Genomic DNA, 20,558 nt, shown 5'->3' on the forward strand with positions numbered 1-20,558 from the left:
GCAGCGACCGGGACCTGAGGCCTAGGCGACGACCAGAACCTCGCGGAGCCGCTGGAGTTCGGACTCCGAAAGTCCGTTGGCGAGTAGCCAGTTGGCGGCCCCGCCGTGCTCGGCATGCAGATTCCGCAGGAAGCCGAGCATGACCTCCGGAGAGACGGCCAGGATGCCCGTATTGGTCTGCGGCAGGCCCTCGTAGGACGGGAGCGCGTCGAGTCGGTCGCGGACCTTCTGGATGCGCTCGTTGGTGAGGGCGTAGTCGTGGGCGATCGCCTCGGCGGGGACCCCGACCGCGTCCAGCAGGACCGCGGCGAGCACGCCGGTGCGGTCTTTGCCTGCGGCGCAATGGAACAGCACCGAATGGCGGTCCGGATCGACGATGAGACGAACCGCCTCGACGATGTGCTCACCACTGCCGCCGAGCAGCTGACCGTACAGCTCGGTCAGGTCGACGCGGGTCTTGTCGGGGACCAGATCCCGTGCGGCCAGCGAGGATTGCGGCGACTTGCGGATCGGCAGGTTGGCGATGCGCAGGCCGGAGTCGGCGATCAGCCCGTAGCCCTCGCGCTCCACCTCGTCGGGCAGGCGCAGGTCGATGACCGTGCGCAGGCCCAGCTTCTCGACCAGGTGCGACAGGTCGTCGCAGGTCGCCTGCTGCAGCGTGGAGGAGCGCAGGACGATGCCGAAACGTGTGGTGCCGCCGCCGGTTACGGGGAGCCCGCCCAGGTCGCGCACATTGTCGATCTGGGCGAAGTCGATCCAGCGGGTGGGCATGGAATCAGTGATCACAACAGGCTCAGTGGGCACGGCCGGCCGCCGCCTCTTCCGCGCGGGTCAGGCCGCACAGGCCGATCAGGTCTTCGTGCAGCTCGAACCAGACGGTGTGGTAGCTGTCCATGATGGGCCGGGCCACGTAGGTGTGGTCGCCCTCGGCGATGCGCTCGACGGCGCGGTCGAGGCGGTCCAGGTAGCGGGACAGGCGCGGGGCGAGCCCGCCCAGGCGGCCGATGAGCGGGCGCAGGCGCTGGTGAGTCTCGTTGAGCCGGCCAAGCACCGAGGTGTCGTACTCGGCGTCGGCGTGATCGTTGACCGTGGCCGGGTCCTTCATCTGCCAGTCGGTGATGATCACCTTGAGGTCGCCGTTGAAGACGCAGAACTCGTCGTAGGCGGCGGTCATGGCGGCCGCGTCGACGGTCGCGCGCTCCTCGGCCAGCAGCTGCTCCAGGCGCGGGCGGCCCTCGGGGGTGATGCGGAAGCCGGCCGGGGTGGTGGCGCAGTAGCCCGCGGTCACCAAACCCTCACAGCAGGACGCGATCTCGGCGGTGTCGGCGAACAGGCTGGCGGCCAGATTGTCGGCGTTCACCCGGCCCTTGATGCCGACCAGCCGCAGCACGGCCAGCTCGGTGACGGGAGCGTTCACGGAAACCTCTTCCTGCTCGGCGTTCTCGGTGGCGGCCTCGGCCTCTTCCGATGCGACAGCGCGGTTTTCGAGCCGGTCGGCGAGCTGCTCGCCGGTCACGCCCGCCCACTGGGCGAGCTGACGCACATCGTCGAGGACGGCCTGCTCGACCGGCTTGGCGACGACCTCGCCGGGCAGCACCAGCCCGGCCCCGCCGTCGACGGTGACGGACCTGCCGGTCAGCGCGGCGACCACGCCGGGCCCGCAGCCGACCACGCACGGGCGGCCGAGTTCCCGGCTGACCAGCGCGGCATGCGAGGTGGTGCCGCCCAATTCGGTGACGATGGCCCGCGCGGCGATCATGCCGTGCAGATCGTCGGGGCTGGTGGTGGGACGCACCAGGATGACGTCCTCACCCGCCTCGGCGCGCGCCTCGGCCTCGTCGGGATCGGTCACCACGACGCCGGAAGCCAGTCCGGGACAGGCGGATTCGCCGCGGGCGAGGGGCTCCTGACCGCCGGTGTCGCCGGACGCGGGGCGCAGCACCTCGCGCACCTGCTCGGCGGTGACCCGGTCCAGGGCCTCGTCGGCGCTGATCAGCCCCTCCTCGACCATGGCGACCGCGGTACGCACCGCGGCCCGCGCCGAGCGCTTGGCCGGACGCGACTGCAGCAGCCACAGCGTGCCGGATTCGACGGTGAACTCCACGTCCTGCAGATCGCGGCCGTCGCGCTCGAGCAACTGGGTGGCGGCGATCAGCCGCTCGTGCACCGCGGGCTGGGTGGCGGCCAGCTCGTCGAGCGGGCGCGGGGTCAGGCGGCCGGACACCACGTCCTCGCCCTGCCCGCCGACGAGCCACTCGCCATAGACGGGGCCGTCGCCGGTATTGGGGTTACGGCTGAAAAGCACACCGGTGCCGGACAATTCGTCGAGGTTGCCGAACACCATGGCCTGCACGGTGACCGCGGTGCCCAGGGTGTCGGGAACGCCGCGGTTGGCGCGATAGGTCTTGGCGCGCGCGGAATCCCAGGACCGGAACACGGCCTCGATCGCACCGCGCAGCTGGTCCCACGGATCGGCCGGGACCGCGCCGTTCGCGTCGCCGAGCACGGTCTCGCGGTACTGGTGCACGAAGCGCTGCCGGGTGTCCTGCGCGTAGGCGGGATTGCTGGTCTCCACGGCCAGCGCCTGCTGCACCGCGTCGGTCATGCCGAGGTTCAGGACGGTGTCCATCATGCCGGGCATGGAGATGGCCGCACCCGAGCGCACCGACACCAGCAGCGGGCGCTCCGCCGACCCGAAGCGACGGCCGGTGCCGCGCTCGATCATGGCGATGCCGTCGAGCACCTGCGCCCAGATCTCATCGGCGATGGCGCCGCGCCGCGTGTAGTCGGCCCAGCCGTCGGTGGTGATGACGAACGCGGGCGGCACCTGCAGGCCGAGGGCCCGCATGTGGTCGATGCTCCACGCCTTGCCGCCGATCTTCTCTCGCGACAGTCCGCACGCGCCGTCGAGTTCGACAACGGTCGCGCCCGCCGCAAGGTCCAGACGCTGCGCAAGCTCCGTTCCGGCCGTCATGTCACTCCTTCGAGGTCCTGGATTCATTCGCACTCCAGCGCTCCGCCGCTGCTCGAGCGGCCTGCCGGGCAATATCCATCCCGTCCCCCTACGGGACCACTGCAACGAGCGTGCCGGGTGAGCGCGCCCACACCCAACTCCCATCCCGATCAGCGGAATGAAAGGTACTGTTCCGCCTCCCCGAGACTTCAGCGCACGGCTCGAGGGCCGTTGCCGGTTTCGCACGCGTGCCGGCGGTGAGCCCCGGGGAGTTACCCCGGTCGGCGCGAGATCAGTTGTCGCGTTGGGCAACGAGGCCGGGTGTGAGTGTCGGTGCCGCCCGGTCAGCGGGATGGCACGTCGAAAATGGGCTACGCGGACTGCGGGTTGGGGCAGGATGGGCGGATGGATCGGCGGCACTCGGGCGGCAGCTCCGCGGTCGGGCCCGTGACGACCATTCCGGCGCTGGTGGCGGACCGGGCGCGGCGCTATCCGGAGGCGGTGGCCATTGCCGGGCCGGCGGGGCGGCTGACGTTCGCCGAACTCGCCGAGGATGTCGCCGCGGTGACCCGCGCGGCGATGGCGTCGGGGCTCGAACCCGGTGACCGGGTGGGCATGTGGGCCCCCAACAGCGTGCGCTGGATCGTGACCGCGCTCGGAATGCTCGGTGCGGGAGCGACTCTGGTGCCGATCAGCACCCGGCTGCGGGGCGCGGAGACCGCGGAGGTGCTGGCCCGCAGCCACGTCAAGGCGGTGTGCACGGTCCAGGAGTTCCTGGGCGCGGACTATCCGGCCATGCTGGCCGAATCCGGCCGTCCCCTACCCGATCTGGAACATGTCATCCTGCTCGACGACGCCCGCGGCGAGAACGCGGCCGACTGGGACATCAGCTCCTGGGCGGGATTTCTGGCCCCCGGCACCGTGATCGAGCCGCAGTCCGCGGTCGAGCGCAGCGCCCAGGTGGATCCGGAGTCGGTGTCCGACATCCTGTTCACCTCCGGCACCACCGGCGCTCCCAAGGGCGTGCTCGCCACGCACCGGCAGACCCTGGAGGTGCTCGCGCAGTGGGCCGATGCGGTGACACTGCGCCCGCGCGACCGGTATCTGCTGGTGAACCCGTTCTCGCACACCTTCGGGTACAAGGCCGGCATCCTGGCCTGCCTGCTGCGCACCGCCACCATGGTCCCGATGGAGCGCTTCGACGCCGTCCGGGCGCTGCAACTCATCGAGAGCGAGCGGATCACCGTGCTGGCCGGGCCGCCAACGCTTTTCACCGACCTGCTGGCCGCCGATCACGATCAGTATCTGCTGGGCTCGTTGCGCCTGGCCGGGACCGGCGGCGCGACCATCCCCACCGAACTGGTGCGGCGCATTCGCGAGGATCTGCGCGTCCCCTACGTCTTCACCGCCTACGGCCTCACCGAATCCATCGGCGTCGTCTCCATCTGCCCGCCCGACGCTCCGACCGAACTGGTCGCGGGCACGGTCGGAAAGACCCTGTCCGGCAGTGAGATCCGCGTCCTCGACCGCGGCGGCACACCGGTGTCGCCGGGCGAACCCGGCGAGATCACCGTCAAGGGCCCGAATGTCATGCTCGGCTACCTCGACGACCCCGAGGCCACCGCCGCCGCCATCGACGCGGACGGCTACCTGCACACCGGCGATGTCGGCACCCTCGACCACGACGGCTACCTGCGCATCACCGACCGGCTCAAGGACATGTTCATCGTCGGCGGCTTCAATGCCTACCCGGCCGAGATCGAGCGAGTCCTGCTGCAGCACCCGGATATTCGCGATGTCGCGGTGATCGGCATCCCCGACGAGCGGCTCGGCGAGGTCGGCCGCGCCGTCGTGGTGCCCGCCGACGGGGCGGCGACCGATCCCGCCACCCTCATCGAGTGGTCGCGCTCGCGCCTGGCCGGCTACAAGGTGCCGCGGGAGATCGTCTTCGTCGACGACCTCCCGCGCAATGCAGGTGGCAAGGTGCTCAAACAGCAGCTGCGCGATCCCAGCTGATCAGTTCGGCAGCACCGCTCGCTCAGTTCCCCAGCACCGGGCCGTCGGCCCAGCGGAACAGGTGCGCGATCGCCGGTTCCACGATGGAATCCGGGATCTCGCCGTCGAACCAGCGATCCACGTGCGTCCAGTGGTAGGGATGCAGCAGGTAATCGCCATTGAGCCCGTCCGGGTCGGCGAACTCCTGCTCCCACACATGGGTCCAGCGGCCGTGGCCCGGCACCCGGCTCAGCGACCAGGACCGGATGGCCGAGATGTGCGCGGGCATGGCCATCAGGTCGGATTCGAAGCGCGCCACCGTATCCGGAGCCGTGCCGGATCGCACCGTGAGCAGCAGGGTGCGCTTGATGCGGCGGGCGGAATCCAGCCGCACCATGCGCGCGTTCACCGGGGCCAGTGGCACCACGTCGGCGGTGGCGGGCAGGACGGGCAGGACGGTCGCGGGCGCCGAGTCGGCGGCCAGATCCCAGACCGCGCCGAGTCCGCCCGTGCTGCCGGGCAGATCGATACCGGCCGAGCAGTGCGTGACCCCGGGTGTCGCGGTCGCCGCCGCGGCCTGCGCGGCGAGCTGCCCGTCCGCGTCGTCTCCGGCGGGCGGGGCGGTGAGAATCACCCAGCGGCTCATGACAGTTCCTCCTGTACCGCCAGGACGTGCCGCTCCCGCGTCAGCGCGACGGCGTCGGTGTCCGACCAGAAGGCCGAGACGGCGGGATCGGCGGCGGCCGCGCCCCGCATGCCGTAGAAGTCGTAGATGCCGGGCAGTTCCCAGATGATCTGCACGGCAACCGAATCCGCACCGGTGTGCTCGTGCAGCAGCTGAGGCGAACGCAGTCCGCGGGCGGTGGCCCCCGGCAGATAGTCGCTGCGCCAGCGGGTCAGCCAGTCCTCCGCACGGTGGGCGGGCAGGACGATGCGGTCCACAACGCGGACAGCCGTCGCGGGATTCACAGCTTCGCCTCCACCTCGTTGCGATACCGATCCACGTAGGCCGCAAGGTTTTCCACGCCGTTGAGCAGGGACTCCGGGCCGAACATGGGCGGGGTGAGCACGACGCGGCTCGCGCCCGCCGTGACATAGGGGCGCACGTAGCCGGGGTCGAACTCGCGCGTGAAATCGAAGGAGCCCGGCCAGATGGTCATCTCGACCGCGTCCTCGGCCCGTCCTGCCTCCCGCGACAACTCACGGATCCGGTCCGCGCCGCGCGCGAAATCCTCCGACGAGATGGTGTACGGGAACCAGCCATCTCCGACCCGGGCGGCGCGCCGCACCGCCGGAGCGCTGTTGCCGCCCAGCACGATCGGGATCGACCGTTCGGGCTGCGGCAGGCAGAACTGCTTCTCGAACGACACGTGCTTGCCCTGATAGGTGGCCGGGGACTCAGTCCACAGCGCCCGCATGGCCCCGATGCAGTCGTCCAGGCGTCCGCCGCGATCCTCGAACGGCACCCCGATCGCCGCGTATTCCTCTTTCTGCCAGCCGATTCCGAGCCCGAGCAGCAACCGCCCGCCCGACTGCCGATCTATGGTGGCGGCCCGCTTGGCCAGCACCACCGGGCTGTGCAGCGGCGCCACCACCATGGCGGTGCCCAGCTTCAGGGTGCTCGACGCCGCCGCCACGAACGCCAGCGTCTCCAGCGGATCCGTCATCGGCACCCCGAGATCCCCGCCCGGCATTCGTCCGTCGGGCGAGTACGGGTACAGCGGCTCGTAATCCTGTGCCACCACAACGTGTTCCACGGTCCAGATCGAATCCAGCCCGCATTCCTCCGCCGCCGCCGCGAACTCCCGCAGAAATCCGCCCGAGGTCACCAGACCCTCGAGATATGGCATGAGCATGCCGATGCGCATCGGCCGCCTCCGTCCTTCCGGGTACGACCCGCCACTGGGTCACCCTCCGATCGTGGCGTGTTAGCGGGGTCACAAATCTCCCCGGTCCCGTTCACCGAGACCCACGAAATCCCAGGTCAGAGCGGTAAATTCACGCAACGACAGCTGGCCCCGCACCGTACGGTGCAGGGCTGACGCGGGCGCGGCCGGACAAGGCGAGCCGACGCAGCGGCGGGCCGTCGCAGCGATGGCGGCCTGTTCACCGCTATCGCTGAAAGGCCGGCGGTAGACCGCCCGCCGAGCAGCCGGGCCGACAGGGCACCGCTTACCACTCCTCGGTCCGTGTCCCGGTGCGGAACGCACCAGGACACGGGAGCTCCGAGAGTGGGTCAGATTTCCTTGCGCATCTGTGCGGTGAGGGGCTTCATGTAGCCCGAGCCGAGGAGGCGGCGCATGATGTTCATGGCCTTGGCGTCCTTGCCGATCAGGATGAGCGGCTTGTTCTTCCGGATGCCGTTGACGATGGTCTTGGCGCAGTCCTCGGGGCTGGTCTGGGCCAGGCGGTCGAAGTTGGCGGCCAGGTCGTCGCGGTCGCGGGTGGCGGCGGCGCGGGCCTTCCAGGCGATCTCGGTCTTGATCATGCCGGGGTGGATGCTGGAGACGCCGACGTTGTAGCCGGCGATGATCATCTCCTGGCGCAGGGCGTCGCTGATGGCGTGCATGGCGTACTTGGAGGAGCTGTAGCCGCCCTGGCTGGGGCAGGCCACCAGGCCGAACATGCTGGAGACATTGGCGATGTGCCCGTCACCGGAGGCGATCACGTGCGGCAGGAACGCCTTCACGCCGTGCAGGGTGCCCCAGTAGTTGATGCCGAAGATCCACTCCAGGTCTTCCCAGGAGACTTCCTCGATATTGGCGGTCAGCGAGACGCCCGCATTGTTGACGACGACATTGACCTTGCCGAAATCCGCGACCACCTCGTCGGCGTGCGCGTACACGGCCGCCCGGTCGGTCACGTCCAACTTGTAGGCGCGGGCCTTGGCGCCCTCCTTCTCGCACAGCGCCACGGTCTCCGCGACATTGTCGAGATTGCGTCCGGACAGCGCCAGCTGCGCGCCGTTCCGGGCCAGCTCCAGGGCCAGCGCCCGGCCGATGCCCGCTCCCGCACCGGTGATTACGGCGACTTTGCCGTGGAAGTCCTTCATGGGTGTTTCCTTGTCTCGCAGCGGAGTTGTTACTGGGTGGTGAAGCCGCCGTCGGCGATGAATTCCGCGCCGGTGCTGTAGGAGGAGTCGTCGGAGATGAGGAACAGCACCATGTTGGCGAGCTCCTCGGGGGTGGCCGGGCGGGCGATGGGCTGATTGGCGGCGATGTTCGCCGACCGCTCGGAGGCCGCGACCATCTCGGTCGCCACGATGCCCGGGTGCACGGAGTTGACGCGGACATTGTCGGCCGCGAATTCCTGTGCGGCCGTTTTGGTCATGCCGCGCACGGCCCACTTGGAGGCCACGTAACCCAGGATGTTGGAGTAACCGATGAGCCCGCCGGTCGAGGAGATGTTCACGATGGAACCCACCCCGGCCCGGCGCATGGACCCGATCACGGCCTTCATGCCCAGGAACACGCCGACCTGGTTGACGTCGATCACCTTGCGGTAGTCGGCCTCCGAGAGCTTCTCGATCGGGTCGACGTGCACGATGCCCGCATTGTTGACCAGGCCCGAGACCGGGCCGAACGCGGCCTCGGTCTGCGCGACCACGTCGTTCCAGGCCGCCTCGTCGGTCACGTCGAGCGGGAAGAACCGTGCGGCGTCACCGATTTCGGCCGCGACGGCCTCGCCTGCCTCGGTGAGCACGTCGGTGATCACCACCCGCGCGCCCTCGGCCGCGAGCTTGCGGGCGAAGGCCGCGCCCATGCCGCGCGCACCGCCGGTGACGACGACGACCTTCGAATCAACCCGTCCCATGTCAGTTCTCCTGTGCCGCTTCGGATTCCGCGTCGGCCAGGTGGTTGGCCGCGATGTAGCCGAACACCATGGCGGGTCCGATGGTGGCGCCCGCACCGGCGTAGTCGTTACCCATGACGGCGGCGGAGTTGTTGCCCGCCGCGTACAGGCCGTGGATGACCTCGCCCTGGTCGTTCAGCACCCGGGCGTGCTCGTCGGTGACCAGGCCGCCCTTGGTGCCCAGGTCGCCCGGCACCATCTCGACCGCGTAGAACGGGCCGCGCTCGAGCGGGGCCAGGGTCGGGTTGGGCTTGACGGTCGGGTCGCCGTAGTAGCGGTCGTAGGCCGAGTCGCCGCGCAGGAAGTCCTCGTCGCGGCCCTTGCGGGCGAAAACGTTGAAGCGCTCGACGGTGGCCGCCAGCTTGTTCGCCGGAATGCCCAGCTTGTCCGCCAGCTCGGCCAGGGTGTCGGCCTGCTTGATGATTCCCGCGTCGAAGTACTTCTGGGGCAGCGGCCGCTTGGGGAAGTTGCCCAGGAACAGGTACCGGTCGCGGAAGTTCTGGTCGAAGATGAAGTGCGCCGGAATGCTGCCCGGCACCTTCTTCTCCTCCTCGTACATGGTGTGCACGACGTTCACGTACGGCGCGGACTCGTTGACGAAGCGCTCACCCTTGGCATTGACCACGATGGCGCCCGGCTGCGAGCGCTCGGCCAGCATGAAGAACGGCGGGCCCTCGGGGTTGCGCACGGACGGACCCCACCAGGCGTCGTCCATGAGATCCACTGCGGCGCCGGCCTTCTGGCCCGCCACGATGCCCTCGCCGACATTCTCGGTCGCGCCGACGGTCCAGCCGGTGTTCTGCGGCCCGTCGATGTACTGCTTGCGCATCTCCAGGTTGTGCTCGAAGCCGCCCGCGGCCAGCACCACGCCGCGGCGCGCCTTGATGGTGACCGGACGGCCCTCGTGCTCGGCGCGAATGCCGACCACGGCGTCGCCCTCGACGATCAGGTCGGTGAGCGGAGTGTTCAGCCACACCGGCACGCCCGCGTCGCGCAGCGACAGCCACAGCCGGGCCGCGAGGGCCTTGCCCAGGCTGAGCGGCTTCGCGCCCTTGATCAGGTTGAGCGCGGTCTGCGCGCCGACCTTCATGGCGGTCTTCTTGCCGGTCCAGGTGCGCGCGATCATGTTCAGGTCGTGGAAGTCCTTGACCGTGATGGCGATGCCCTTGGGCGCGGACATGGTCGGCTGGTTGATCTTGTGCAGATCACCGCCGAGCAGGCGGCCGTCGATCGGCTTGGGCTCGATGCTGCGGCCCTGCGCCAGACCGCCCGGGAACTCCGGGTGGTAGTCGGAGTAGCCGCGGTCGTAGGCGAAGTCCCAGTGCTTGGAGCGAGCGCCGATGTAGCGGAACATCTCCGGGCCCTGCTCCAGGAACGCGCGCTGCTTGGCCTCCGGAACACGGTCGCCGACAACGGCTTTCAGGTAGGTGCGGGCCAGCTCCGGGCTGTCCGGCACGCCCGCGGCCTGCAGCACCGGATTGTTGGGCACCCAGATGCCACCGCCGGAGCGCGCGGTGGAGCCGCCGAACAGGCGGCTCTTCTCGATGAGGGTCACCGACAGGCCCCGGTAGGCGGCGGTCAACGCGGCGGTCATGCCCGCCGCGCCGGAACCCACCACAACGACGTCGAATTCGAATTCCATGAATCTCGTTCCTTAGTAGCCGCAGCTGGTCAGCATGCCGCCGTCGACGACGAATTCGCCTCCGGTGCAATAGCTCGAGGCGTCCGAGGCCAGGAACAACGCCACCTCGGAGACCTCGACCGGCTGACCCCAGCGCGGAATGGGCAATTCGGAGAAGAAGGTGTTGCCGTCCACCCCGGACGCGCCCGCGACGGACGCGGTCATGGGAGTGGCGATGCCGCCGGGATGAATCGAGTTCACCCGGATACCCGAGTGCCCCAGTTCCCGGGCGGCGGACTTGGTGAGCCCGCGCAGCGCGAATTTGCTCGCGCTGTAGGCGGAGAGACCGGCCGCACCGACGAAGCCCTCGACCGAGGAGACGTTCACGATGGACCCGCCACCGGCAGTGGTGAGCGCGGGCGCGGCCGTCTTGATGCCGAGGAAAGCGCCGGTGACGTTGATGTTCATGATGGTGTTGAACTCGTCCAAGCTCATCTCCACGATGCGCTTGAACCGCAGGATGCCGGCATTGTTGATCAGCACATCCAGCTTGCCGAACGTGGTGGTGGCCGCGGAAACCGCTGCCTGCCAGTCGCTTTCGATGGTGATGTCGTGGTGCACGTAGTGGACGGCGGCACCCAGCTCGGCGGCCAGCGCCTTGCCCTCGTCATCCAGCACATCACCGAACACGACCTTGGCGCCCTCGGCCACGAAGCGGCGCACGTGCTCCGCTCCCATGCCCCGGGCGCCGCCCGTCACCAGCGCCACCTTGCCGTCCAGCTGTCCCACCGATTCCATCCCTTCCTCTGCTCGTCAACCGACGCTAAGTCCCGATGCGGAACCCCGGCACGATGTGGTCCCGGCCACTGAGACAGACCCATGACCTGAGGCTATGGGTGCAGTTGTATTCCGGTTAGGCATAAGCGCCCGGACGGGTGAGGCAGCGTCGCGGCAAGGAGCCCCGGATGAAGTTCTCGATGATCTTCGAAGCGCAGATGACCGACCCCACCGCCGCGCACGAGGCCCAGGTGCTGCGCGATTGCGTCGAGCAGGCCGTGCTCGCGGATCAGGTCGGCTTCGACGCGGTGTGGGCCGTCGAGCATCACGGGCTCAAGTGGTACGCGCACATGAGCGCGCCGGAGATCTTCCTGACCTGGGTGGCCGCCAAGACCTCGCGGGTGCGCATCGGGCACGGCGTGGTGTGCATGCCGTTCGGCTTCAATCATCCGGTACGCACCGCTGAACGCGCGGCCATGCTCGACGTGCTCTCCGGCGGCCGTCTGAATCTGGGCGCCGGCCGCGGCGCGACCGCCGTCGAAACCTCCATGTGCGGAGTCGATCCCGACCGCACCTATCAGGAGGTCGAGGAATCGCTGCGCATGATCGCGGCCGCCTGGCAGGACCCCGAGGGCGAATTCGAGTACCACGGCGAGCTTTTGGACATCGACCCCCATCACCTGCTGCCGCGCCCGGTGCAGCGCCCGCATCCGCCGCTGTTCATGGCCTGCACCAAGAAGGACACCCTGAAGCTGGCCGCCGAGTACGGAATCGGCGCGCTGGTCCTGGGTTTCGCGGGCATCGAGGAGATCGCCGAACTACGCGGCATCTACGACGAGGCCATCGCGGCCCGCACCGGCGACCGCTTCGTCTCCACCGTCGTCAACGATCATTTCGCGGCGCTGTGCCCGACCATCGTCCTCGACGACCGGGAGAAGGCGCAGCAGATCGGCGCGCGCGGCCAGCGCTTCTTCGCCCAGTCCATCAAGTACTACTACGGCGCCGGTCCGGTCCCCGACGAGGCCGTGGACCCGGCCGTCGACGAGATCGCCAAGATGCAGCAGGTCGCCGACGAACACGTCGCCTACCTGCACGAGGCCAAGATCCCGGTGAAGACCGGATCCACCGCCATCTTCAACACCGAGCACGCCTACGGCACCGCCGACGACGCCATCGCCTACGTCGAGCGGCTGCAGGCGGCCGGGGCCGACGAGATCCTGTGCCTGATCCAGATGGGCACCGTGCCCCAGGACGCATGCCTGGAAACCATCCGCCAGTGGGGCGAGAAGGTCATCCCCCACTTCCGTAACCGATAGACGACCGACAAGTAGAGACACAGAAAGAAGTCGAAATGGCTGATCTGACAGGCAAAGTCGCTCTGATCACCGGCGCCGCCCGTGGCCAGGGTGCGGCCGAGGCACGACTCTTCGTGGAGCGCGGCGCCAAGGTGGTCATCACCGACGTGCTCGAGACCGAGGGCAAGGAGCTCGCCGAATCCCTCGGCGACGCCGCACGTTTCGTGCGCCACGACGTCACCGACGCCGAGAGCTGGGACGCCGCCGTCAAGGTCGCCGTCGACACCTTCGGCAAGCTGGACGTGTTGGTGAACAATGCGGCCATCTACATCATGAAGCCGCTCACCGAGACCACCGCCGAAGAGCTGGAACGCATCCTGAAGGTCAACCTGATCGGCGCGTTCCACGGCATCAAGGCCGTGCTGCCCGCCATGACCGCGGCCGGCGGCGGCTCCATCGTGAACATCTCCTCGCAGGCCGGGCTCGAGGGCCTGATGAACCACAGCGCCTACGGCTCCTCCAAGTGGGGTCTGCGCGGCCTGTCCAAGATCGCCGCCCTGGAACTGGGCCCGGCCCAGATCCGGGTCAACTCCGTGCATCCCGGCCCGATCGCCACCCCGATGGTGCCCTACCTGACCACCGGCCCCGGCAGCTTCCCGACCCTGCCGCTGGAGCGCACCGGCCTGCCCGAGGAGGTCGCCGAGCTGGTCGCATTCCTCGCCTCCGACGCCTCCGCCTACGTCACCGGCGCCGAGGTGACCGTCGACGGCGGTCTCGCCGCGGGCAAGTTCATCCCGCGGAACATGCAGTAAGACAGCGCGATCCAGGAAGGCCCGCAATGACCCTGTCCCCCGAATGGCAGACCTTCGTCGACGCCGCCACCGCGGCGTTCCCGGCGCTGGGCACCGAGGTGCTCGACGCCGCCGAAGCGCGGGCCTTCCTGGCCGCCCGCCCAGCCGCCGCCATCGAACCGATTCCCGTTGCGGGAGTGGAGGAATGGCTGGTGCCGGGGCCGGAGAACGCACCGGAAGTGCCGGTGCGCCTGTACCGGCCGCTGGACGCCGAACCCGTTCCGGCCGTGGTGGTCTTCTACCACGGCGGCGGATTCGTGCTGTGCAGCCTGGACTCCCACGATCGGTTCTGCCGCACCATGGCCAACGAGGCCGGGGTCATCGTGGTCTCGGTCGACTACCGCCGCGCCCCGGAGGCACGCTTCCCGGCCGCGGCCGACGACGCCTACGCCGTCCTGCGCTGGGTCGCCGACCACGCCGAATCCCTGGGCGGGGATCCCGATCGCATCGCGGTGGCCGGGGACAGCGCGGGCGGCAATCTCGCCACCGTCGCCGCCCTCACCGCGCGCGACAACGGCGGTCCCGACATCGCCTTCCAGCTGCTCATGTACCCGCTGCTGGACCCGAACTGCGACCGTCCCTCCCACACCGAGAACGCCGAGGGCTACTTCACCACCGCGGCCCACATCCGGTGGTACTGGGAGCAGTACCTGTTCTCGGACACCGAGAAGTCCGACCCCTACGCCAATCCCACCATCGCGGACCTGACCGGACTCCCGCCCGCCCACATCGCCACCGCGGAATTCGATCCGCTGCGCGACGAGGGCGAGGCCTACGGGCAGCGGCTGCGCGAGGCGGGCGTCGAGACCGAGATCCACCGCTGGAACGGCACCGTGCACGGGTTCATGTCGATGGCCTTCCATCTGCCAGAAACCCAGCGCGCCAATGCGACCGCGTTCAGCGCGCTGCGCCGGGCGCTGGCCCGGACACCCGTCGTCTGAAATTCCCCGTGAGTTCACGGGCGGACCGATTAGCATCACCTGCGTTCACACATCTGAAACGTCAGGAATTCTCTTGCCGGTCGCACGCCTCATCCCCTCGGCGACGAATCATGCCCGATTCGCCACGGGGGCAGCCGCTCTCACCGCGGCCATCACCCTCACCGCGCTGGCGGGATCCGCCGGGGCCGCACCCCAGTCCTTCGGCACGCTGGCCCTGTCCCGGCTGAAGAACGCCGCGGTCGCCGACATCGGCACCACCAAGGTGACCGCCGACGCCGCCGCCATCCGCGACTGCGCCAACTACGACTGCGAGATCGTGCTCCGCTTCACCGGCGGCTGCGGCGCGGTCGCCCAGGGCGCGGACGGCACCTGGGGCTGGGCCCAGGGCGCGAGCCTCGACGAGGCCGAACAGAACGCCGTGAACGGGCTCGGCCAGAGCGCTCCCCCGTTCCCCGACCTGGGCAGCGCGCAGCCCCGCGCCGCCCACGTCGTTGCGAGCACCTGCACCGAAAGCGGGCAGTAGCAACGGTTTTCGAGGCTCAGTGCGGGTACTGGGCCTCGTAGGCCGCGCGTTCGGCGGCCCGGCGGGCAGCCCGCGCCGGATTCTCCAGGTCCTCGGGGAAGCCGTGCTTCACCAGGCGGTGCGCCCGGTTCATCGGCATGTAGGCCACGATGTAGAACAGCGCCAGCAGCAGGCCCAGCAGGATCACCGCCAGCTTCAGCCACAGCTCGCCCGGCAGCAGGAATGCCAGCGCGAACACCGGGACCAGCGGCACCAGCTGCCGCACGAGGTGCCGCGGCACCGCCCAGGGGCCGGTGAGGTCGTTGCGCACCCACTCGTGCAGATCCTCGGGCAGCACACGCCCGCACGAGTAGCCGAGCCACTGAACAGGGTTGGGGCGCTTCATTTCCGGTTTCCCTTCGTCGATCCGGCCTGCTCGCCATCCGCCAAGACCGACCGCCGCGCCGCGGCGTTGACCCGGTTCAGCACCTCGCGCAGTTCCTCGAGATCCGCCAGGCTCACCCCCAGCCGCGCCACCACCGCCGGCGGAATCCGCTCCGCCTCCCTGCGCAATTCGCGCCCGGCCTCGGTCAGATCCACGACCAGATTGCGCTCGTCGTGACTGTCGCGCCGGCGAGTGATGAGCCCGGCCGTCTCCAGCCGCTTCAGCAGCGGCGAGAGCGTCGGCGAGTCGAGTTGGATGGCCTCGCCGATGTCCTTGACCGACATCGGCGCCTCACCCCACAGGGCCAGCATCACCAGATACTGCGGGTGCGTCAGGCCCATGGGCTCGAGCAGCGGCCGGTACACCGCCAGCACCGCCCGATTGGCCACCGCCAGTGCGAAGCACACCTGCCGGTCCAGCCGCAGCGGGTCCTCGACCTCCAACTCCACCGATCAGCCCTCCTCGATCGTCTTGGTTAGGGCAATAATAGTTAATGCACTAACCATTCGTCGACGATCTGATGGGTGATCGGTGCCACATGCTCAACCCTGCAGCGCCTGCCGCATGGTCAGGATCCGACCGGTGTCCATGTAGTCACGAAAGAGCGTGACCAGGCCGTTCCGCACGCGAATCACATTGACGGAGCTGCGAATCCAGGCGCGCGGCTGCCCCGGGCGGGTGATGTCGATATCGACCTCGGTGATGAGCAGTTCCGGATCGCCGGTCTCGTGCACGACCGGACGGATGCCGTGCAGCTCCAGACTCGGCATTCCCGACCAGCGGGAGGCCAGGTACTCGCGGATCGCCTCCCGGCCCTCGATGCGGGTGGGCTCACCGGGAATCAGGAACGGGATCTCGAATACGGCATCCGGATCGAAGAGCGCGACGAACCGGTCGGCATCGCGCGAGGGCAGGCTCTGAAACAGCTGTTCAACAAGGTCACGAGGGGTTTCGACGGAAGTGGACACGACTGCCTCCAAAAACGGAACGTTGGACCCGGTTAACATTCGGGGCGTCCGCCCCGTTTGTCAACGGGTGGGTAGGCTATCGGAGTGACGGATCGACCCCTGCGCGCCGATGCGCGCCGCAATCGCGAGCGGGTGCTGGCCGCCGCCCAGGAAGCCTTTGCCGCCGAAGGCCTTTCGGTGCCGCTGGACGAGATCGCCCGGCGGGCCGGCGTCGGGGCGGGCACGGTGTACCGCCACTTCCCCACCAAGGAGGCGCTTTTCGAGGCCGCCATCCTGGATCAGGTCGAAAAGATCACCGCGCACGCCCGCGACCTGACCAACTCCAACGATCCGGGGACGGCGTTCTTCGAATTCCTGGAAAAGCTGGTCCTGCAGGGCGGCGTCAAACGCGACCTCGCGGACGCGTTGCGCGCCAACGGCGGTGAATACCCGCGCACGGTCTCGCGCGACCTCGAAGCAGCACTGGGGACTCTGCTCTCCCGCGCCCAGCAGGCGGGCGCGGTGCGGCCCGACATCAGCGTCGGCGACCTGCTCACCATCATCAAGGGCATCTTCCTCGCCGCACACGACACGGGCGCGACCCCGGGACTGCGCGAGCGCACCTTCGCCGTGATGACCGACGGATTACGCACCTCGCGCTGACCGGCCGGAACAAACGGAGACCAGCCGGTCCAGACGTTCGCAAACCTGGGGCAATAATCGCTGAAATATTGCGGAATTGACTGAGGCACGGGCGAATCACGCGTCCAGTTCGGCGATGTCCGCACGTTTTCTCAACTCGGATGCTTTGATGCACCATGTGCTGACCGGTTGCCTCTCCGGCACCTCGGCCCGGGGCTGTTCTTCGACGTTCATCCGCACGAGTTGACGACAGGAGATCGGATTCGATGAAGCGTGCGATCCGCGCCGTCGCGGTTATGACCGGACTGGCACTCGCAGCCTGCGGTAACATCCCGAAACCCGACGACGCGCCGCGGTCGGCGCCGCCGCGGACGCTGACCATCGGCATCAAATTCGATCAACCCGGGCTATCGGTCCAGGGACCCGACGGCAAACCCTACGGCTTCGATGTCGACACCGCCGTCTACATCGCCGACAAGCTCGGCGTCACCCCCGACCACATCACCTGGCGCGAGGCCCGCACCGATCAGCGCGAGGACCTGTTGAACTCGGGCGCAGTCGATTTCGTCGTCGCCTCCTACTCCATCACCGCCGCCCGCCAGCAACTGGTCTCCTTCGCCGGGCCCTACCTGCTGGCCGGGCAGGACCTGCTGGTGCGGCAGAGCGAACGCGCCATCGACCAGCCCGAGGACCTGAACGGACGCACCGTCTGCACCGCCGACGGCTCGACCTCCGCGGACAAGATCCGGCGCAGCTTCGCCCAGAACGTGAAGCTCGCCACCCGCGACACCTACGCGGAATGCGTCGCCGACCTGATCGCGGGCACCATCGACGCCGTCACCACCGACGACGTCATTCTGGCCGGATACGCCCATGAACACCCGGGCGTGCTGCGCGTGGTCGGGCATCGCTTCACCCGCGAGCGCTACGGGGTCGGCGTGCGCAAGGGCGATCTCGAATTGCAGAGCCGCATCACCACGGTCATCCGCATGATGATCGACGACGGCAGCTGGCGGCGCGCCATGGACGCCGACCTCACCGCGAGCGGATATCAGCCGCTGCCCGCGCCGGTGGTGTTCAATGCGCCGGATAAAACGGTCACTCCCGGCGATCCGACCACCCTCGATCCGGAATTGGTGAATGCCGCCACGGCCGTCGCGGCCACCTCCAATGCTCGCGACTGGGAGGGCTTTCGTTCCCTGGTCTGCCCCGAAACAGCCGACGCCATCGACCAGATCGTCTTCCAATACACCCCGCAATTCGACAAATCACTCGGTGCGGAAGTGAAGAACGCCGGTTACACGAACACCGTCACCGGAGTCACCCAAAACGACCCGAACTCCGCCACCTTCGCATTCCACGAAGCCTTCACAAACGTCCCCGAGAAATACCGCAGCTACTTCAAGGACATCGATTACACCGGCACCATGGTCCGGCGCAACGGCGCCTGGAAGCTGTGCGGCCTCGCCGCGGATTTCGTCGAACCCTGACCGCCGGATAAATACGGTGCACCGGGACGGGCGGTGGACCTACCGTGGACGGCAGTCGAGAGGAAGGAAAGTCCCATGTTTCCCGTCGAGCTGCGCGGTACTCGGGCGCAGACGCTCATGTGGGCCCACGAGCACGAGGTCGAGCCGGCCGCGCTGCAGCAGCTGCGAAATATCGCGCAACTGAAGTGGGTATACGGGGTACGGGTGATGCCGGACGTGCACCTGGGCAAGGGCGCGACGGTCGGCTCGGTCATCGCCATGAAGGACGCGGTCGCGCCCGCGGCGGTCGGGGTGGACATCGGTTGTGGAATGGAGGCCGTGCTCACCTCGCTGACCGCGGCCGATCTGCCCGACAACCTGCACTCGCTGCGATCACGAATCGAGGCGGTGCTGCCGGTGGGATTCGCGGCCCACCACGACCCGGTGAACGTGAACCGGTTGAACGCGGAGGTTTTCGGTCAGCGCGCGGCGGGCACCACCCTGCGCGCGGGGTGGGACCGTTTCTGGAAGGCGTTCGATTCACTGGATCCGGCCGTGCAGGCCCGCGAGTCCAAGGCGCACAAGCAGATGGGAACGCTGGGCGGCGGCAACCACTTCCAGGAGCTGTGCATCGACACCGAGCAGCGTGTGTGGATCCTGCTGCATTCCGGAAGCCGCAATATCGGCAAGGAACTCGCCGAGCGGCACATGACCGTGGCCCGCAGACTGCCGCACAATGCGGATCTGCCGGACCGCGACCTGGCGGTATTCCTTTCCGGGACACCGGAAATGGATGCCTACCGCCATGACCTGACCTGGGCGCAGGAGTACGCGGCGCGCAACCGCGCCGTCATGGTCGCCCTGGTCTGCAAGGCAGTGCGCGACGAATTCCAGGGTCTGGACGTGCGATTCGACGATCCCATCTCCTGCCACCACAACTATGTGGCGGAAGAGGTCATCGACGGGATGCCCATGCTGGTCACCCGCAAGGGCGCGGTGCGCGCGGGCGCGGGCGACCTGGCGCTGATTCCGGGGTCGATGGGCACGCGCTCATATGTGGTGCGAGGCAAGGGGAATCCGGCCTCGTTCCAGTCGGCGGCGCACGGCGCGGGCCGGCGGATGAGCCGCAATGCGGCCAAGCGCCAGTTCACCGTGGCCGACCTGGTCGCGCAGACCGAGGGCGTGGAGTCCCGCAAGGACGCCGGGGTGATCGACGAGATTCCCGCGGCCTACAAGGACATCGACCAGGTCATCGCGGCCCAGTCCGACCTGGTCGACATTGTCGCCACGCTGCGGCAGGTGCTGTGTGTGAAGGGTTGACCGGGGTCAGCGGCGGCGGAAGGTCGCCGCTGCACCCGCACCCACCAGCAGGATGCCCACGATGAGCGGGAATCCCGTTTGCAGCCACTGGTACAGCGCGATGTGCATGTCGTCGGACACCGGCAGATCGCCGATCAGGCGGAAGGTGTCGTCCGGGAAGATGAAATGAATGATCCCGGGCAGCACCCCCCACACCAGCCCGGCGATGATGGTGCCCGCCGGCGAATAGGCGGCCAGGGCCGCCACCAGCAGGAACACCACCGCGGCGATGAGGATCTCGAAGGTGGAGCCGACGCGGTCGGCGAAGTCCCCGAGGATCGTCCACTGCCTGGTCCCGGCCGCGCCGCGGGCGGCGAGGACGATGCCGACCGGAGTCAGGATCAACCCCACCAGCGCGCCGGTCACGGTCCGCGAAGCACCTCCACTACTGCGAAACTCTGTACCCGGCGGAGTCCACCCCGCGGGCGACGGAAACTTCTCCGGCATCTGCGTCTCCCTGCGCACCCCCGGACGCCCTTCGTGCCCGGAACCCTATTGTCCGTCCGCACACGGGATTCCGCGCGATCTTGACCCCACCGCAACCAAGGCGGTCTCCACCGGTGTTGTGCAGGGCAGACGTTTGTCCGGTTCGGAGCATTTGCACGGTTGTCTCCGGGTCGAGATCCGCTGCGGCGGCAGGGCTCCCGACCATGCATCTCCTGATCGAGACCGCGGCCACCGCGGGCGCACCGGATCCCGAAGCCACGGCGCAATGCCTCTGGGCCGGCATGCACGGCCTCATCACGCTGCGTCAGGACCGGCCCAGCTTCCCCTCGCTTCCTCTCGATCGGCTGGTCGGCACGCTGGTCGACGCCCATCTGGCCGCCGGGCGCTGATCGGCTGCCTGCCCCGGCTACAGCGCAGGTCGCCTGCGCGGGCGGCAGGCGAGGGGTGCGAAGTTGGCCGAAA

At 68.6% G+C, this 20,558-nt stretch carries 22 protein-coding genes; 9 read left to right on the forward strand and 13 right to left on the reverse strand.

All coding sequences use genetic code 11. From position 1 onward, the window contains the following. Nucleotides 1–21: 21 nt before the first annotated feature. Together ACWEQQ_RS10085 and ACWEQQ_RS10090 are read right to left on the reverse strand one after the other, a co-directional pair. A complete protein-coding gene (locus tag ACWEQQ_RS10085; protein WP_452338593.1) occupies nucleotides 22–786 on the reverse strand; it encodes a tyrosine-protein phosphatase in 765 nt (254 codons plus the stop codon). 7 nt (nucleotides 787–793) lie between these two features. Then, nucleotides 794–2,974 carry a pyruvate, phosphate dikinase gene (locus ACWEQQ_RS10090; RefSeq protein ID WP_452347976.1) on the reverse strand — a complete coding sequence of 727 codons (2,181 nt, stop codon included), beginning with the start codon at nucleotides 2,972–2,974 and terminating at the stop codon, nucleotides 794–796. 384 nt (nucleotides 2,975–3,358) lie between these two features. On the opposite strand from ACWEQQ_RS10090, the gene ACWEQQ_RS10095 reads away from it, so the two are divergent. Next, the gene (locus ACWEQQ_RS10095) at nucleotides 3,359–4,969 is read left to right on the forward strand and encodes a FadD3 family acyl-CoA ligase (RefSeq protein ID WP_452347977.1); all 1,611 of its coding nucleotides are present in this window, start codon (nucleotides 3,359–3,361) and stop codon (nucleotides 4,967–4,969) included. Nucleotides 4,970–4,991: 22 nt separating this feature from the next. On the opposite strand, the gene ACWEQQ_RS10100 is transcribed toward ACWEQQ_RS10095, so the two are convergent. The 7 genes from ACWEQQ_RS10100 to ACWEQQ_RS10130 all read right to left on the reverse strand — a co-directional run bounded on the left by ACWEQQ_RS10100 (nucleotide 4,992) and on the right by ACWEQQ_RS10130 (nucleotide 11,219). Further along, on the reverse strand, nucleotides 4,992–5,594 hold the full coding sequence (locus ACWEQQ_RS10100) for a Dabb family protein (RefSeq protein WP_452347978.1): 603 nt from the start codon (nucleotides 5,592–5,594) through the stop codon (nucleotides 4,992–4,994). Continuing rightward, nucleotides 5,591–5,917, reverse strand: a complete 327-nt coding sequence (locus tag ACWEQQ_RS10105; protein ID WP_452338589.1) for a hypothetical protein — start codon at nucleotides 5,915–5,917, stop codon at nucleotides 5,591–5,593. Before ACWEQQ_RS10105 ends, ACWEQQ_RS10100 begins: the two co-directional genes overlap by 4 nt. After that, nucleotides 5,914–6,816, reverse strand: a complete 903-nt coding sequence (locus tag ACWEQQ_RS10110) for an LLM class F420-dependent oxidoreductase (RefSeq protein ID WP_379382483.1) — start codon at nucleotides 6,814–6,816, stop codon at nucleotides 5,914–5,916. The genes ACWEQQ_RS10105 and ACWEQQ_RS10110 overlap by 4 nt, the downstream gene beginning before the upstream one ends. Nucleotides 6,817–7,184: 368 nt before the next feature. After that, complete coding sequence (locus tag ACWEQQ_RS10115) at nucleotides 7,185–8,000, reverse strand: SDR family NAD(P)-dependent oxidoreductase (RefSeq protein ID WP_379382484.1); 816 nt, start codon at nucleotides 7,998–8,000, stop codon at nucleotides 7,185–7,187. A 29-nt stretch (nucleotides 8,001–8,029) separates the two neighbouring features. Further along, nucleotides 8,030–8,761 carry a glucose 1-dehydrogenase gene (locus ACWEQQ_RS10120; RefSeq protein WP_354834892.1) on the reverse strand — a complete coding sequence of 244 codons (732 nt, stop codon included), beginning with the start codon at nucleotides 8,759–8,761 and terminating at the stop codon, nucleotides 8,030–8,032. 1 nt (nucleotide 8,762) lies between these two features. Next, nucleotides 8,763–10,442 (reverse strand): 3-oxosteroid 1-dehydrogenase, encoded by a 1,680-nt coding sequence (gene kstD / locus ACWEQQ_RS10125; protein ID WP_452338587.1) that lies wholly within the window; start codon nucleotides 10,440–10,442, stop codon nucleotides 8,763–8,765. 12 nt (nucleotides 10,443–10,454) lie between these two features. Further along, nucleotides 10,455–11,219: a glucose 1-dehydrogenase gene (locus ACWEQQ_RS10130; protein WP_452338586.1), complete on the reverse strand. Its 765-nt coding sequence runs from the start codon at nucleotides 11,217–11,219 to the stop codon at nucleotides 10,455–10,457. Between the two features lie 167 nt (nucleotides 11,220–11,386). On the opposite strand from ACWEQQ_RS10130, the gene ACWEQQ_RS10135 reads away from it, so the two are divergent. The 4 genes from ACWEQQ_RS10135 (at nucleotide 11,387) to ACWEQQ_RS10150 (ending at nucleotide 14,808) form a co-directional block, all read left to right on the forward strand. Beyond that, nucleotides 11,387–12,514, forward strand: coding sequence for an LLM class flavin-dependent oxidoreductase (locus ACWEQQ_RS10135; RefSeq protein ID WP_452338585.1), 1,128 nt, complete (start codon nucleotides 11,387–11,389; stop codon nucleotides 12,512–12,514). A gap of 35 nt (nucleotides 12,515–12,549) precedes the next feature. Next, nucleotides 12,550–13,305, forward strand: a complete 756-nt coding sequence (locus ACWEQQ_RS10140; protein ID WP_354834881.1) for an SDR family NAD(P)-dependent oxidoreductase — start codon at nucleotides 12,550–12,552, stop codon at nucleotides 13,303–13,305. Between the two features lie 26 nt (nucleotides 13,306–13,331). Further along, nucleotides 13,332–14,285 (forward strand): alpha/beta hydrolase, encoded by a 954-nt coding sequence (locus ACWEQQ_RS10145; protein ID WP_452347979.1) that lies wholly within the window; start codon nucleotides 13,332–13,334, stop codon nucleotides 14,283–14,285. Nucleotides 14,286–14,358: 73 nt separating this feature from the next. Continuing rightward, a complete protein-coding gene (locus tag ACWEQQ_RS10150; protein WP_452338583.1) occupies nucleotides 14,359–14,808 on the forward strand; it encodes a DUF4189 domain-containing protein in 450 nt (149 codons plus the stop codon). Nucleotides 14,809–14,824: 16 nt separating this feature from the next. Here the strand turns inward: ACWEQQ_RS10150 and ACWEQQ_RS10155 are convergent, their stop codons facing one another. The 3 genes from ACWEQQ_RS10155 to ACWEQQ_RS10165 all read right to left on the reverse strand — a co-directional run bounded on the left by ACWEQQ_RS10155 (nucleotide 14,825) and on the right by ACWEQQ_RS10165 (nucleotide 16,200). Continuing rightward, entirely contained in the window at nucleotides 14,825–15,193 is a 369-nt protein-coding gene (locus tag ACWEQQ_RS10155) for a DUF5313 family protein (RefSeq protein WP_354834872.1), read from the reverse strand. Next, nucleotides 15,190–15,675, reverse strand: a complete 486-nt coding sequence (locus ACWEQQ_RS10160; RefSeq protein ID WP_379399025.1) for a MarR family winged helix-turn-helix transcriptional regulator — start codon at nucleotides 15,673–15,675, stop codon at nucleotides 15,190–15,192. Before ACWEQQ_RS10160 ends, ACWEQQ_RS10155 begins: the two co-directional genes overlap by 4 nt. A 99-nt stretch (nucleotides 15,676–15,774) precedes the next feature. Then, nucleotides 15,775–16,200: a nuclear transport factor 2 family protein gene (locus tag ACWEQQ_RS10165; RefSeq protein ID WP_452338582.1), complete on the reverse strand. Its 426-nt coding sequence runs from the start codon at nucleotides 16,198–16,200 to the stop codon at nucleotides 15,775–15,777. 84 nt (nucleotides 16,201–16,284) lie between these two features. On the opposite strand from ACWEQQ_RS10165, the gene ACWEQQ_RS10170 reads away from it, so the two are divergent. The 3 genes from ACWEQQ_RS10170 to ACWEQQ_RS10180 all read left to right on the forward strand — a co-directional run bounded on the left by ACWEQQ_RS10170 (nucleotide 16,285) and on the right by ACWEQQ_RS10180 (nucleotide 19,610). Next, on the forward strand, nucleotides 16,285–16,842 hold the full coding sequence (locus tag ACWEQQ_RS10170; RefSeq protein ID WP_452338581.1) for a TetR/AcrR family transcriptional regulator: 558 nt from the start codon (nucleotides 16,285–16,287) through the stop codon (nucleotides 16,840–16,842). Between the two features lie 245 nt (nucleotides 16,843–17,087). After that, a complete protein-coding gene (locus ACWEQQ_RS10175; RefSeq protein WP_452347980.1) occupies nucleotides 17,088–18,311 on the forward strand; it encodes a glutamate ABC transporter substrate-binding protein in 1,224 nt (407 codons plus the stop codon). Nucleotides 18,312–18,386: 75 nt separating this feature from the next. Continuing rightward, on the forward strand, nucleotides 18,387–19,610 hold the full coding sequence (locus tag ACWEQQ_RS10180) for an RtcB family protein (protein WP_452347981.1): 1,224 nt from the start codon (nucleotides 18,387–18,389) through the stop codon (nucleotides 19,608–19,610). 6 nt (nucleotides 19,611–19,616) lie between these two features. Here ACWEQQ_RS10180 and ACWEQQ_RS10185 read toward each other — a convergent pair whose 3' ends face one another. Beyond that, nucleotides 19,617–20,015, reverse strand: a complete 399-nt coding sequence (locus tag ACWEQQ_RS10185) for a hypothetical protein (protein WP_452338578.1) — start codon at nucleotides 20,013–20,015, stop codon at nucleotides 19,617–19,619. A gap of 284 nt (nucleotides 20,016–20,299) precedes the next feature. On the opposite strand from ACWEQQ_RS10185, the gene ACWEQQ_RS10190 reads away from it, so the two are divergent. Then, entirely contained in the window at nucleotides 20,300–20,485 is a 186-nt protein-coding gene (locus ACWEQQ_RS10190) for a hypothetical protein (protein WP_452347982.1), read from the forward strand. Nucleotides 20,486–20,558 lie beyond the last annotated feature (73 nt).

This window comes from Nocardia sp. NPDC004123, assembly GCF_053603795.1.